Annotated in this window: 13 protein-coding genes; 4 read left to right on the top strand and 9 right to left on the bottom strand. The window is 37.0% G+C overall.

Features of this window, described 5'->3' with window-relative positions; translation table 11 throughout:
* Positions 1-21 precede the first annotated feature (21 nt).
* The 3 genes from I6F54_RS07570 (at position 22) to I6F54_RS07560 (ending at position 3,100) form a co-directional block, all read left to right on the top strand.
* Positions 22-1,308, top strand: a complete 1,287-nt coding sequence (locus I6F54_RS07570) for a citrate synthase (RefSeq protein WP_007586875.1) — start codon at positions 22-24, stop codon at positions 1,306-1,308.
* A 115-nt stretch (positions 1,309-1,423) separates the two neighbouring features.
* Positions 1,424-2,650: a SufS family cysteine desulfurase gene (locus I6F54_RS07565; protein WP_165727882.1), complete on the top strand. Its 1,227-nt coding sequence runs from the start codon at positions 1,424-1,426 to the stop codon at positions 2,648-2,650.
* A 33-nt stretch (positions 2,651-2,683) separates the two neighbouring features.
* A complete protein-coding gene (locus I6F54_RS07560) occupies positions 2,684-3,100 on the top strand; it encodes a SufE family protein (protein ID WP_007586879.1) in 417 nt (138 codons plus the stop codon).
* A gap of 6 nt (positions 3,101-3,106) precedes the next feature.
* Here I6F54_RS07560 and tcdA read toward each other — a convergent pair whose 3' ends face one another.
* The 7 genes from tcdA to I6F54_RS07525 are packed head-to-tail and all read right to left on the bottom strand — an operon-like array spanning position 3,107 to position 10,568.
* Complete coding sequence (gene tcdA / locus I6F54_RS07555; protein ID WP_024603405.1) at positions 3,107-3,904, bottom strand: tRNA cyclic N6-threonylcarbamoyladenosine(37) synthase TcdA; 798 nt, start codon at positions 3,902-3,904, stop codon at positions 3,107-3,109.
* Entirely contained in the window at positions 3,905-4,585 is a 681-nt protein-coding gene (locus tag I6F54_RS07550) for a TIGR01621 family pseudouridine synthase (RefSeq protein ID WP_165740985.1), read from the bottom strand.
* Complete coding sequence (kdsB, locus tag I6F54_RS07545) at positions 4,582-5,343, bottom strand: 3-deoxy-manno-octulosonate cytidylyltransferase (RefSeq protein WP_197140591.1); 762 nt, start codon at positions 5,341-5,343, stop codon at positions 4,582-4,584. The genes I6F54_RS07550 and kdsB overlap by 4 nt, the downstream gene beginning before the upstream one ends.
* Complete coding sequence (locus I6F54_RS07540; protein ID WP_002961789.1) at positions 5,331-5,528, bottom strand: Trm112 family protein; 198 nt, start codon at positions 5,526-5,528, stop codon at positions 5,331-5,333. The genes kdsB and I6F54_RS07540 overlap by 13 nt, the downstream gene beginning before the upstream one ends.
* Positions 5,518-6,498 carry a tetraacyldisaccharide 4'-kinase gene (gene lpxK, locus I6F54_RS07535; protein WP_165740984.1) on the bottom strand — a complete coding sequence of 327 codons (981 nt, stop codon included), beginning with the start codon at positions 6,496-6,498 and terminating at the stop codon, positions 5,518-5,520. The genes I6F54_RS07540 and lpxK overlap by 11 nt, the downstream gene beginning before the upstream one ends.
* Positions 6,495-8,240 (bottom strand): lipid A export permease/ATP-binding protein MsbA, encoded by a 1,746-nt coding sequence (gene msbA, locus I6F54_RS07530; RefSeq protein WP_165740983.1) that lies wholly within the window; start codon positions 8,238-8,240, stop codon positions 6,495-6,497. Before msbA ends, lpxK begins: the two co-directional genes overlap by 4 nt.
* A gap of 60 nt (positions 8,241-8,300) precedes the next feature.
* On the bottom strand, positions 8,301-10,568 hold the full coding sequence (locus I6F54_RS07525; RefSeq protein WP_197140589.1) for a DNA internalization-related competence protein ComEC/Rec2: 2,268 nt from the start codon (positions 10,566-10,568) through the stop codon (positions 8,301-8,303).
* Between I6F54_RS07525 and I6F54_RS07520 the strand changes: the two genes are divergently transcribed.
* The gene (locus I6F54_RS07520; protein ID WP_007586895.1) at positions 10,548-11,054 is read left to right on the top strand and encodes a DUF2062 domain-containing protein; all 507 of its coding nucleotides are present in this window, start codon (positions 10,548-10,550) and stop codon (positions 11,052-11,054) included. The genes I6F54_RS07525 and I6F54_RS07520 overlap by 21 nt on opposite strands.
* Positions 11,055-11,175: 121 nt before the next feature.
* On the opposite strand, the gene I6F54_RS07515 is transcribed toward I6F54_RS07520, so the two are convergent.
* Complete coding sequence (locus I6F54_RS07515) at positions 11,176-12,921, bottom strand: DUF3466 family protein (RefSeq protein WP_024589193.1); 1,746 nt, start codon at positions 12,919-12,921, stop codon at positions 11,176-11,178.
* Between the two features lie 11 nt (positions 12,922-12,932).
* Positions 12,933-14,846 carry an ATP-binding cassette ATPase Uup gene (gene uup / locus I6F54_RS07510; protein ID WP_010552661.1) on the bottom strand — a complete coding sequence of 638 codons (1,914 nt, stop codon included), beginning with the start codon at positions 14,844-14,846 and terminating at the stop codon, positions 12,933-12,935.
* Positions 14,847-14,860 lie beyond the last annotated feature (14 nt).

The raw sequence follows: 14,860 nt of genomic DNA, 5'->3' as shown, positions 1-14,860 counted from the left end.
CTTAATAGGAGATACATAACGATGGCAGATAAAAAAGCCACAGTCCAAATTGATGGACTAGATCCAATCGAACTTCCAATTTATCAAGGCACTGCTGGCCAAGATGTAATCGACGTACGTACGTTAGGTTCACACGGTCACTTTACTTATGACCCAGGTTTCATGTCGACTGGTTCTTGTGAATCTGCAATCACCTATATTGATGGTGGTAAAGGTGTACTACTTCACCGTGGTTACCCAATTGAGCAATTAGCTGAAGACTCAAACTACATTGAACTTTGTTACTTACTTTTAAATGGTGAGTTACCTTCTAAAGAACAATATGAAGTTTTTAAGAATGAAATCACTACAAGCACTATGCTTGACGAGAAAATTGCTAACTTTTTCCAAGGTTTCCGCTTTGACGCTCACCCAATGGCAATGCTTTGTGGCGTAGTAGGTGCATTATCATCTTTCTATCATGAAGACCTTGATATTACTGATGCTGAACAACGTAAAACAAGCGCAGTTAAGCTTGTTGCTAAGTTACCAACAATCGCGGCAATGGCTTATAAAACAAATATCGGCCAACCGTTTGTATACCCACGTAACGATTTAAGCTACGCAGAAAACTTCTTACACATGATGTTCTCTGTACCTGCTGAAGAATATAAAGTTAATCCAGTAACTGCAAAAGCGATGGATAAAATCTTTATGCTTCATGCAGATCATGAACAAAATGCATCAACTTCAACAGTTCGTCTTGCTGGTTCATCTGGTGCTAACCCGTATGCATGTATTGCAGCTGGTATTGCATCTTTGTGGGGCCCTGCTCACGGCGGCGCTAATGAAGCATGTTTAAACATGTTAGAAGAGATTGGCTCTGTTGACCGTATCGATGAATACGTAGCTAAAGCTAAAGATAAAGCTGACCCGTTCCGCCTTATGGGCTTTGGACACCGTGTTTACAAAAACTTTGACCCACGCGCTACAGTAATGCGTCAAACGTGTCACGAAGTTTTAGCTGAGCTGAATATCCAAGATCCACTTCTTGATATTGCTATGAAGCTTGAGCAAATTGCGCTTGAAGACCCATACTTTGTAGAGAAAAAACTATACCCTAATGTAGATTTCTACTCTGGTATTATCTTAAAAGCGATTGGTATTCCAACAAGCATGTTCACTGTAATCTTTGCAATGGCACGTACTGTTGGTTGGATCACTCACTGGGATGAGATGCTATCTCAACCTGGTCATAAGATCAGCCGTCCTCGTCAACTTTATACTGGTTACACTCAACGTGACTACGTATCAACTGACAAGCGTTAATTAACGTTGGTTAGTTTAAAAAGGCCGCATTTTGCGGCCTTTTTTATTAACAACACTTGAGAATTATCATAAACCGATTACAATTCCTGCCTTAAAAACACTATGTAGATGAGCCATGCTTGCTTTAAAGTTTGATATAAATAAAATTAGAAACGACTTCCCAACATTAAATCAAACAATAAACGGCTGCCCGCTTGTTTATTTAGACTCAGCAGCAACCTCACAAAAGCCTCAATCAGTTATAGATACAATTACTGAATTCTATACGTTTCAAAACGCTAATGTACACCGTGGACGCCATACACTTAGCGAGCAAGCAACTTATTCATATGAACAAGTACGGGATAAAACTGCACAGTATTTCAATGTATTTAGTAAAGAGATTGTATGGACTAAAGGTGCTACAGAAGCCATTAACTTGGTCGCTAACGGATTAAAAAAGCGCTTAAATGAAAGTCATACCATAATGATATCTCCGCTTGAGCATCATGCAAACATAGTGCCTTGGCAAATAGTGAGTCAACAAACGGGTGCTAAATTAATAGCGCTTCCACTAAATAAAAATGGCACGCTGAACACCAAAGAATGCTGTGAATTTATAAAAGAAACAAAACCAGCCCTATTAGCTATTACACAAGCATCTAACACACTGGGTAATATCACCGATTTAAAACCACTAATTAGAGCTGCAAAAGACGTCAATTCTCTTGTTTTAGTCGATGGTGCACAAGGTGCACTGCATTTAAAACCCGATTTACGTGAATTAAACTGTGACTTTTATGTCTGCTCAAGCCATAAAATGCTCGGCCCAACAGGATTAGGTGTACTTTATGGTCGATATGAGCAATTAAATACCCTTGATATTTACCAATCAGGTGGGGAAATGATCGATAAAGTGTACTTAACTCACAGTACTTATCGTCCTGCGCCTGCAAAATTTGAAACTGGAACACCAAATATCTCTGGAGTTTTAGGCTTTGGTGCCGCATTAGACTATTTAAATGAATTAGATCACGCAAAAATTCAGCAATATGAGCAAAAATTGTTTAGTTATGCCGCTCAAAAATTGGTAAAGGTTGATGGTATTACAATATATAGCAACCTATCTGACAATATTGGTACACTCTGCTTCAACTTAAATGATGAACATCCTTATGATTTGGCAACTTTACTTGACGGGTACGGGGTTGCAGTAAGGAGTGGACACCATTGTACACAGCCATTAATGACACATTTAGGGCTTAATGGAACGCTAAGAGCGAGCTTTTGTTTTTATAATACCTATGAAGATGTAGATATATTCATTGATTCACTTAAAAAATGTATCGCTTTACTGGACTAAACGTCACTTTAATAGAATTAATTAGGATAACTCATGACAAATACGTTTAACAAAGTCACAGAATCTATAAAAAATGCGCCCGCTTGGCAGCAAAAATATCGTGAGATAATGCTTTTAGGAAAAACTTTACCTGTTTTAGCTGATGTTTTGAAGACTGATGATGCACTTGTACCGGGCTGTGAAAGCAAAGTATGGATGTTTGTTGAATTTGATTTAACAGAAAATACACTTGTTGTAATTGGTGACTCAGATACACGTATAGTAAAAGGATTATTAGCCATTATTTTAGCGCTTTACAATGGCCTCACACCAGAGCAAGTAGTGAATAAAAATGCGTATGAAGAATTTGAAAAGCTCGGCCTTATAAGCCACTTAAGCGCATCACGTGGTAATGGTATTAAAGCCATGGTTGATAAAATACAAACCATGGCACAACAAAAGCTTAGTTAGCAAAAACTAAGCTTGCGAGCGTTGTTTTTTATCTAGATATTTACGCACCGCTTTTGCCGCAACAAAAAAGCCGAAGCTTCCTGTGATCATAGTCACAGATCCAAAACCATTATTACAATCCATATTCATCGAGCCATCAGCACTTTGCTTAGCATGACATACGCTGCCATCGCTTCCTGGGTAAACCAATTGCTCTGTTGAGTAAACACAATCAATATTAAACTTACGTTTAGGATTATTACTAAAATTATACTGCTTACGCAAAATATAACGTACTTTTGCAAGTAATGGGTCTTGCGTAGTTTTAGCTACATCACCAAAAGTTATTTGGCTAGGATCTGTTTGCCCGCCAGCACCACCAGTTGTAATTATAGGTAGTTTATTACGTTTACAGTGAGCAATTAATGCTGCTTTTTCTTTAACTGCATCAATACAATCAATCACATAATCAAAACCTTGAATATGCTCTTGAATATTATCAAGCGTAATAAAGTCATCTATTACATTAATTTGGCACTCTGGATTAATAAGCTCGCAGCGCGCTTTCATTGCATCTACTTTAGCTTGACCAATAGTGCCCGTTAACGCATGAATTTGTCTATTGACGTTAGTCGCGCAAATATCATCCAAATCAATCAATGTTATTTTACCAACACCAGTACGTGCAAGTGCTTCTGCTGTCCAGCTCCCTACACCACCAATCCCTACTACACAAAAATGTGCTTCTTGAAGCCAATCAAACTGTTGATGACCATATAAACGTTTAATACCACCAAAACGTATATCTGTAACTTTTTCGCTCATTTACCAATCCAGTTGCCATGGCGACTGCCATGCTTGAAAATCTTGATGTTTAATTAACGCCAAATACTCATCACCATTACCGGGTAATAAAGTTAGCTGTATTTGTTCACCTTGCCATAAAAAGCTCAACGCATATGCATGTAAATAGGTACGATTTGATGGCGTGCCTGAATACATTGCATCGCCTAAAATAGGTGAGCCAACACTTTTTAGTGCCACTCTTAATTGATGCGTCTTTCCTGAGTAAGGTTTTAAAATATACCCTCTAAACCCAGGTTTATAGCTTAGCGAATAAAATCGGGTAATTGCAGGATTCAGCTTACTCGTTAGTAACTTAAACGAGCCACGGCGAGATTTAGCCATATCGCCTTTGATCCACCCCTGCTTCTTTTTCGGTTTAGCGTCACTAACCGCTAAATAAAATTTAGCAATCGCATGCTCAGTAAACATAACAGTAAAGCTGGCCGCAGCGGCTTTGTTTCGCGCTAAAATAATCAGCCCTGATGTCACTTTATCTAAACGATGAACGGCATAAAGCTTTTGCGATAATTGTTGTTCGGCTAACACAACAAAGCCGGGGCCATCTTCTGAATGAAAATTAAGACCCGCTGGCTTTTCTAAAATATAAAAATCGTTATGTGTAAAAATGATTTTTAATATTTTACTTACTTGCTCACTCACACGTTTTTACTTTTAATATGCGCTATCACTTTAGCTAAGTCATCGGGCGTATCAACTCCAGCATGGGGTGCTATTTGAGCTTGCTCTATTTTGATTTTATAACCATGATACAACACACGTAACTGCTCAAGCGATTCAAGTAGCTCAAGTGGCGATACGCTCAATTCTATATATTGTTTAATAAAACCCGCTCTGTACGCATAAATACCTACGTGGCGCTGAAATGGCGCTAAATTAAGAGCACTGCTGTCATTCATCATTGTGCTTCTATCAAACGGAATACTTGCACGAGAAAAATACAGCGCATTTTTATTTATATCGCTAACCACTTTAACGGCATTAGGATTAAATACTTCATCACGCTCTTCAATAGCAACACTTAACGTTGCCATTGGTGCTGTTGAAACACTTAATAGTGCAGCAACTTGGGATACATTTTCTGGCGCAAGTAAGGGCTCATCGCCTTGTACATTAACCACAATTGTATCGCTGTCGAGATCAAGTAAATCAACTACTTCGGCTAAACGCTCAGTACCCGATTGGTGATCTTCGCGAGTCATTACAACATCACTAGTAAATAAACTTACTGCATCAAACACTTTTTGATGATCGGTTGCTATAACCACTTTACTTGCACCTGATAAACATGCTTTTTCGTAAACATGTTGAACCATTGGCTTACCGCAAATATCAGCAAGCGGCTTACCCGGTAGTCGGGTTGATGCAAAACGTGCAGGAATTACAACTACGAATTCCACTTTTCAACCTCTTCTAAAGATAACTCACGTGCTTCGTTTTCAAGCAATACTGGAATATCATCTTGAACGGGGTAAGCAAGCTTAGCTGCAGTACTAATTAGTTCGTTGTTTTCTCTATCAAAGCGTAGTTTACCCTTACAAACTGGGCAGGCAATTATCTCGAGTAATTTTGTATCAAAGGCCATTGAGTATTCCTTTTTCTTTTAATAATGAATTTAATGTGTTTATTACGCTATCGGAAGGCTCTGCATCTATAGGTAAATAATACCAATTAGGTTTTGCAAAGGACTTACATTTAACCGCGTCTTTTTCGGTCATTATAATGCAATCATCACCAAACTGAATAAAATCATCTGCTGTATAAGCATAATGATCTCTAAAGTGATGAGTCGACAATAGCTTAATATTTTGTGCTTCTAATGAGTTTTCAAACCGTTTAGGGTTCCCAATTGCACTTATTGCATGTGCGTGAGTTACCGTATGTTTTGCATCATCACCTGAATTAACTAAGCGAAGGTTACTTACTTGCAGCACGTAGCTATTATTAGCCTGACCGCCATTTTCAATTACTATATCAACACTTTGTAAGCGTTTAGTTGTTTCGCGTAGTGGCCCTGCGGGCATAACAAAACCATTACCAAAGCGGCGTTCACTATCAACAATACAACACTCAATGCTACGAGGCATTTTATAATGCTGCATCCCATCATCAGAAATAATGACATCTAGCGTATGATTTTTTTCTAATAAATCGATATTGTGTTGTCTATTAGGGCCAACTGCTATTGGGCATTTTAAACGATGGTATAAAAGCACAGGCTCATCTCCAGCCTGCTGAGCATCTACAACTGAAGTGACTAACAGCGGGTAATTATCTGATTGCCCACCATAACCTCTACTAATAATACCCACTGATAAACCTTGCTGTGTTAAATGACTATACAACCACAAAACAAAAGGTGTTTTACCATTGCCGCCTACGCTTATATTGCCGACTACAATAACAGGCGTTTTGCACTCAAAAGGTTTAAGTATTTTAGCGCTGTACAAGAGTTTTCGAAATGCCGATACAACCCAAAACAAAGCACTTAATGGTAATAACAATAAAGTAATTAGACCAAATGGTTTATACCAGCTTTGCTCTATTTTGCTCACGCCTGATCACCAAACTGCATTTTGCAAAGTGCTGAATAAGTACCGTCATTTGCTAATAAGCTACTATGATCGCCACTTTCTATCACACGACCGTTATCAATAACATAAATTCGGTCACTGTTTTCAATAGTAGATAAGCGATGTGCTATAACAATAGAGGTTTTATCTTTCATTAGCGTTTCTAACGCTTGCTGAATAAGCTTTTCAGATTCGGTATCAAGTGCTGACGTTGCCTCATCTAAAATCAAAATAGGTGCATCTTTTAATATTGCACGCGCTATCGCTATTCGCTGGCGTTGACCACCTGAGAGCATTACCCCATTTTCGCCTACCATGGTGTTTAATTGCTCTGGCAGGTCTTTAACAAATTCCCACACGTGCGCTTGTTTGGCAACTTGTTCTAACTCTTCAACAGACACATCGTGCTTTATGCCATAACAAATATTGTTAGCAATCGTATCGTTAAATAACACGACCTGCTGAGACACTAAAGCAAATTGGCGACGCAGATCAGTTAATTTATAATCCTGCAGGGCTATACCATCAAGTAATATTTCACTCGGTAACTCTAAGTCATAGTAGCGTGGTAACAAGTTAGAAATTGTGGACTTACCTGAGCCTGAGCGCCCAACTAAAGCAATACTTTCACCCGCCTCAATCTTTAGCGACAAATCGTTTAATACGGCTTCATCTTTCGTTGGGTACTTAAAGGTTACGTTCTTAACTTCAATTAAACCTTTAACTTTATCAACCGAAACAGTGCCTGTATCTTTTTCCATTTCTTCGTCTAAAACTAAAAATATACTTTGCGCTGCAGAGATACCACGTTGCATATCACTATTCACATTGGCAAGTTGTTTTAGCGGACGCAATAACATCATCATTGAGGCAATTAATGCCATGAAGTCACCAGATGTAATCGTATCAATCATTGATGGCAACGACACCGCCCACAAAATAACTGCCATGGCACTTGCCGCTAAAATTTGAATTATAGACACACTAAGCGCTTTAGTTGCGTCCATTTTGATACGTTGCTGACGATTATGATTATTAATTTTCGAGAAGTGATTAATCTCTTGATCTTGACCACCAAAACCATGAATAACTTTATGTCCGCTCAGCATTTGTTCTGAGCTACGGGTAACTTGCCCCATGGCAGATTGAATGTTTTTAGAAATGTGGCGAAAACGTTTAGAGACGACGGCGACAATAATAGCAACAAGTGGGATGATCACTAAAAATATCAGTGATAGTTGCCAACTGGTATAGAACATTACCGCAAGTAAAAATACAACAAATGCCCCTTCACGTACAACTATTAGCAAGGCTTTAGTAATCGCTTGTTGAACTTGTTCTGTATCAAATGTGATTTTTGAAATTAAATCTCCCGTTGAGTTTTTGTCATGAAAAGAAACGGGTAAGTGCAATATGTGCTCAAATAACTCTTGGCGTAAAGAGCGTACAACTTGGGAGCCTACATAACTTAAGCAGTAAGAAGACATAAAGTTAAAAACACCACGCCCTAGAACTAACGCGATAACGACAAAAGGAGCGTACTTTAAAACTTCTGTATTACGCTGGTTCAAACCTTGATCAATAAACGGCTTCATTAATTGAATAAATAAAGCATCCATTGCTGAATAGCCTATCATCCCAATAATTGCGACAAATGCGACGCTTTTGTAGGTGCCAACATATGAGACAAGACGTTTATAAATTTGTGTAGTACTTTGATCCATAACACTCTCTAAATACAGAAACAATCTGTATTGTATCCTCCGATGAGATAAAACTAAACGTCAATCTTTGATAAACCAGTAACTTTCCTGCCCTCTTGCTGTTTCTATAGCCAAATTCTTTGCATAAAATTTAATACTAATTTGCCCTTCAACGCCTGTCGTAAATTGCTGGGCATTTATTTGGTTATACCGTTCAACGACAATGGCCTTGGGGAATTCCCATTGCCCTTTATAGGCACTTGAATGAATGACTACTTGGGGAGCAACGTTATTTATAAAATTAACACTTGAGGATGTATCGCTGCCATGATGCGGGCTTAACATTACTGTACTTTTTAATGATGTATTATCCGCTAATAACGATGCTTCACGCGCTTTTGATATATCACCAGTAAGTAAAACGCTATGAGTATTATCTGATACCCTAACAATGCATGAATCATCATTTTCATTTCCAAACCCTTTTGTACTAAAGCTTTGTACTTTTAATCCAGCAAAATCAATGTTTATGACTTCACATACATTATGTGTATTTTTAGGATGAAATTGTTGTAATGTTTCACCAAAGCCAGCATCTATGAAATGTTGTAATCCTCCAGCATGATCATTATCTTCATGACTTAGAATCGCCGTTTTCACTGTTAAATTATTTGCTTTAATATAAGGCAATAAAATACTTCGCGTACGGCTAAAGCGATTGAAATAACTGGGGCCAAAATCATAAATAAGCACTTGTTTATCTTTTTCAATTAATGCCATCAGTCCATGCCCTACATCAAATACATGTAGTTGCCACTTAGACTTTTCTGTTAGCCAATAATTTAATAAAAGCGTTATTGCTGGAATAAAAGCGAGCCATTTATAAGGAAGAAAATAAACCATCAACATAATAATATAAGTAAAAACGACAAATATTGAGTCAATTCTGCCAGTCGTTATCCACCTTAACGATTCTGGTATTTCATTAAGCAATTTAAATAGCGCATATAAGCCAGTATCAAACAGGTTTATTAAAATACTTATATCTAAGAAAATACTCAGTAATGTAAAAACAATTAAAAAAGGTAAGATAATGATTGAAAGCAGCGGTATAGCAATTAAGTTTATTATCAAACCCGCAATACTTACCCCATTAAAAAAATAGAGTGAAAGTGGCAATAAACCAATAAATAACGCTATTTGAATAACAAACAGTGAAATAACTTTATTTTTTATGCGAGTGTTTAATATTGGTAATTTATTAATAACTGTAAAAATGATAGCAACAGCTAAAAATGAAAAGTAGAGACCTGGATTGAGTAAATTAAATGGGTTAACAATAAGAACAATAACCAAGGCAAATAAAATGCTCCGCCAACGCAGCGGCTGCTTAGCAAGAAAATACAATAATAAATAACAACCCAGCATGATAAGCGCTCGCGTTGCAGATACTAAAAAGTCACTTAAGTATACATAAACCAAGGCTACTAAAAATCCGCATGAACTGTAATAAAGAGTCAGGTTGGATGATTGCCCAATCGAAGAATTAATCTTTGCAAAAATGAATCGAGTAAATAGATAACCGAAGCTAAAAATCAAACCAATATGTAACCCCGATATAGCAAGTAAATGACTTAGCCCAAGAGATTGCATTAATTGTTTATCAGCGTAGCTCATCAAAGATTTTTCACCGCTAAGCAATGCATAATAGAGCCACTGTAGTTTTGTATCCGTATAAGTGTTTTTAAGGAAGTGTTGATAATCTAAAATTATGCTTTGTTTGTCGCTATTTATAATATTAAGATTTTTATTAAGTACTTTACCTTTAAATAATATTCTACTTATAAAAGCATAACGTTCATTATCAAATACATTAAAATTTTTATTACTACGAAAATGTTTTAAATGAATTAAAGCAGAAAATTCATCACCTACTATTAAAGACTGTGCAGAATTAACACTGAGCATTGCTTTGGGTGCTCTAAAATCCGAGAAATTACTCCCTTCTAATGCCACTATTTTAACTTTAATATATTGAGGTTTTTTGTCAGAAATAACCTCTTCAACAATTAATGTAGAATCAAGTGCATACTTTTCATCCGGTTTTGGTATTTCAAAACTATAAAATAGGTAAAAATGCAGTCCGACAAAGCAAATTGCGCAAATAAAGCCTAACAATACGTTTGAAAACGGCTTAAAATAAGCGCTCATTATTACAATGAAAATTGTGAATACTGTAAATTCGAGAGTTTGATAATAAAATACGGTTGCTATACAGCCAATTACAAACCCAAGACTTATCCACACTGATGTAAATGGTTGCTTTAAATGGCTAAAAAAACGATCCAAAGATTTTTACCTGATCCAAATAAAATTAGACATCATAAATCACTAAGAATATTTGGACGCCTTTTACAAGATGCAAATCTTTGGCATTTAAATAGACGTTCTGCTCGAGGTGCATTTGCAGTCGGGTTATTTTTTGCTTTCATCCCTGTTCCTTTTCAAATGGTTTTAGCAGCAGCCGGCGCTATATTATTTAGAGTTAATTTACCTATCTCAGTAGCACTAGTATGGCTTACAAACCCTCTAACTATGCCACCTATTTTTTATGGCTCATACTTAGTGGGTACATTAATACTTAATCAGCCTGAGCAACACTTTGTATTTGAAGCTAGTTGGTCTTGGTTTCTAGAGAGCATAGAAACTATTGGTCCTGCATTTTTACTAGGTTCGTTAGTATGTGCTTCTATTGCATCAATTATCGGCTATTTTGGTATTGATATTATTTGGCGTCGTTCTGTTAAAAAGGCATGGTTATCGCGAAATAATTAGTAGCGTTAAAGCTAAATAATAATTATAAGATTCATGGCAATCCTAATCTTATAAAATATTATAGACGAAAAAAAACCAACTTTATTAAGTTGGTTTTTTTTATAATCAATATTAGTAAACTTTAAAAGCGAAATATACGTCTTAAGCCAACTAATGGTAATAGCAATAATGTATACCAAGGAAAGCTAGCAGAGTTACGCTCATACACTTCTGCTTCTACTGGAGCACAGTTTTCTACTTCACCATTTGCAATTGGCGTTAACTTAACTGCAACTGCAATACTTTCGTATTCAATTTCACCATTGATATCAGTTACAACACCGCCTAAAGAATCAAGTTTTTCAACTGTCTTAGTCGCAGTACCAAATATTTCATTATTTTCATTGATAGCTGTTGCTTCAACCATTGAGTAAGCGTAGTCAGTTTCGCCATCAGTGTCATAACAAGGCAGTAAATCATTCAAATTAGTGATTTTATCTTCACCAATTTTGTAAATAAAGGCTTCTTTGAGTCGTGAACTATCAGATACACCCACTTCCCCTTCGCCTACAATATATCCTTGATTATTTATATCGTTGCCATAAGAACTTGAACTTGAAAAATAATCAGTTGGAAAAACTGTATTACCTGTTTCGATGTCATGATAGAAGAATTTATTACGAAGAGTGCCTTCAATACGCTTTGTCGCATAACCTGTAATTACATCATTATCATTAATAGCGATTGATTTACCAGCCTGCCAATCGTCTTCTTGATTAATAAAGTCAGTGACTGCACCGTCTTTAAAATAGACTGGCATTGTAAGAATCGTATCATCATTTTTGTAATAACGCGTATTTGATGAACCTACAATTGTACCGTTGTTGTTCACTGCTAAAGCAGTACTCGTAAATGCGTCATCTTCCGTTTCACCTTCATCAGGTGTAAGTGCCATACCAAGCTCTTCAACAGAAATAATATTTAACGATTCATCAAGTTCCCATTTAACAGCACGCTTATTAAATAAGCCTCGTGAAATATTAGAATTTAATAAGTTGATACACACTGACGTTGGTTCGTCTTCATTATCACAGTTATCATCAATATTATCTTGTCTGTCATCAGGAATACTTGTAGAGATATTACCTACAACAGTGTAACCACTATTTGTTTTGACTATATCGTTAGCGCGGCTTGTGCCGCCGTATTCATTAAACTCAGGCTCTAACTCAACACTTATACTGCCATCAGCACTTATTACAATCCCACGTTCTATAAACTCATGTGTGAACCACGTTTCTGCATCATCTTCACCATCAGGTGTAAAAGACACTTTATCGTAAGGAGCACCGCCCCAACCAACAGTAACGCCGTCTTCACTTACAGCATTAAAAAGGTTAATAGTTGAACGCGTTAAGCCATCATAATCAACAGATGCAACATCAAATAACGGTTGCTCTGTTACTTGTGTGTCATTGTACTTTATGCCAACTAATGAGCTTAATTTTTGATATTCAAAATTTGTAGAAATTGAAGATAAAAAACTAACCATGAAAGTATGTGCATCAGAATTAGTAAGTACTGCATCATTATTTTCAATGTCATCAAGTGTAAAGGTAATCTCTTTATCACTTAAATCAAATGCAGCCTCTGTATTATCGTAGCTATTTTCAATAATATTTTCAGTAAAATCTATATAGCTGATATCAATAGGTAAATTGTATAAACCATTTGCGAAACCAATAATATGCCCGCTTTCGCTTACATCTGTTACATAAGAATATTTAGCGTCTTCAAGAGTCCCTAATTCACTTAACTGGTACGTAGCACTTGTTGCTGAAGTGCTTAATGTCGCTAAAATACTGGCAGCGAGTAATTTATATTTCATTTTAGTCCTTACTACTGATTCTGTAATTCTTCAAGTTCTTCCCAGCGCTCAAGCGCAGCTTCAAGGTCAGACTCAAGTTGTGCCAAATGGTTCAATGCTTTAGTTGTTACATCACTCTCTTGTTTAAAAAAGTCTGAGTCACTAACTACAGCTTGTTGAGCTTCAATTTCAGCTTCTAGTTTTTCCATTTTATTCGGTAGTTGCTCTAATTCAAGTTTTAATTTGTAAGAGAGTTTATTTGTTTTAGCTGCAGGTTTAGCAACTGGAGCGACTACTTTTTCAACTTTTTTTACTGGTTGCTGCTGCGTTTTTTTTTCTTGTTCAGCTAAATAGTTAACGTAAGCCTCATAGTCGCTATAGCCACCTACAATATCTGTAACTTTACCGTTACCTTCAAACGCCCATACACTTGAACATGTATTATCAATAAATTCACGGTCATGGCTTACAATCAGCACTGTACCTTGGTATTGATTAATGATGTCCTCTAGTAACTCTAACGTTTCAATGTCTAAGTCATTCGTTGGCTCATCGAGAACAAGGATATTAGACGGTTTTAAAAACAGTTTAGCTAATAGTAGTCTATTTTTTTCACCACCAGAGAGTGCTTTAACAGGGGTTCGAGCGCGTGCTGGAGGGAATAAAAAGTCTTGCAGGTAACCTAAAACATGACGTGAGCGTCCGCCCATCATCACTTCTTGTTTACCTTCGGCAACGTTATCTTGAACTGTTGCTTCTTCATCAAGCTTTTCACGATATTGGTCAAAGTAAGCAAATTCTAAATTAACACCTTGCTTAGTTATGCCGCTATCTGGTTCTAAATCACCAAACATTAGCTTTAATAGTGTTGTTTTACCAATACCATTTGGGCCTACTAGACCGATTCTGTCACCGCGCATTACCAGTGTAGAAAAATCATCAGCAATAACTTTGTCTTTAAATGCATGACAAAGATGTTGAGCTTCAAATACTAACTTACCAGAGCGATCTGCTGTTTCAATATTGAAATCAGTTTTACCAACTTGGTCAACACGTTGCTTACGCTCTGTACGAAGCTGTTTTAACTCTCTAACACGTCCTTCGTTACGCGTTCTACGCGCTTTAACACCTTGGCGGATCCATGTTTCTTCTTCGGCTAAACGCTTATCGAACAATGCATTTTGGCTTTCTTCAACTTTTAAATCATGGGCTTTTTGCTCTAAGTACGTAGCGTAATCACCAGGGTACGAAATAAGCTTACCACGGTCTAAATCTAAAATACGCGTAGCAACAGCGCGAATAAACGCACGGTCATGCGATATAAATACGATTCCGCCTTTAAACTCTTTTAAAAATTGCTCAAGCCACATGACGCTTGCCATGTCTAAATGGTTTGTTGGCTCATCAAGTAATAATAAATCAGGCTCACTGACAAGTGCACGTGCAAGTGCTACTTTACGTAACCAACCACCAGAAAGAGACTCAAGTTTAGCTTCTGGCGTTAATTCTAATTGTGTTAGCACTAATTGAATTCGGCTATCAAAGCGCCAGCCATCAGCCGCTTCTAGTTGATTTGATAAACGTTCAAGCTTGTTTAATAACTTATCAGTACACACTGTTTGCAACTCATTACTTACATGATGAAAATCAATTAGTAAGTTTGCAATCTCAGGCATACCTTGCGCAACATAATCAAATACTGTGCCATTTGCGCCTTTTGGTGGATCTTGTTCTAAACGAGAAATTCTAATCCCGCCTAGCTGATTTATTTCACCATCATCTAATACAACTTCGCCATCAAGCACTTTTAATAGAGTTGACTTACCCGCGCCATTTCGACCAACAACACACACTCTTTCGCCACTTTCTATAACGGCATCTGCTTTGTTAAGCAAAGCATGCGTACCAAAAGCAAGTTGTGCTTTTAAAATTCTAATTAAATCCATAGTTCTTATTTGCT

This window comes from Pseudoalteromonas sp. SWXJZ10B, assembly GCF_015864475.1.
Taxonomy (GTDB): domain Bacteria; phylum Pseudomonadota; class Gammaproteobacteria; order Enterobacterales; family Alteromonadaceae; genus Pseudoalteromonas; species Pseudoalteromonas arctica.
This window is presented reverse-complemented; position numbering and strand designations above follow the sequence as displayed.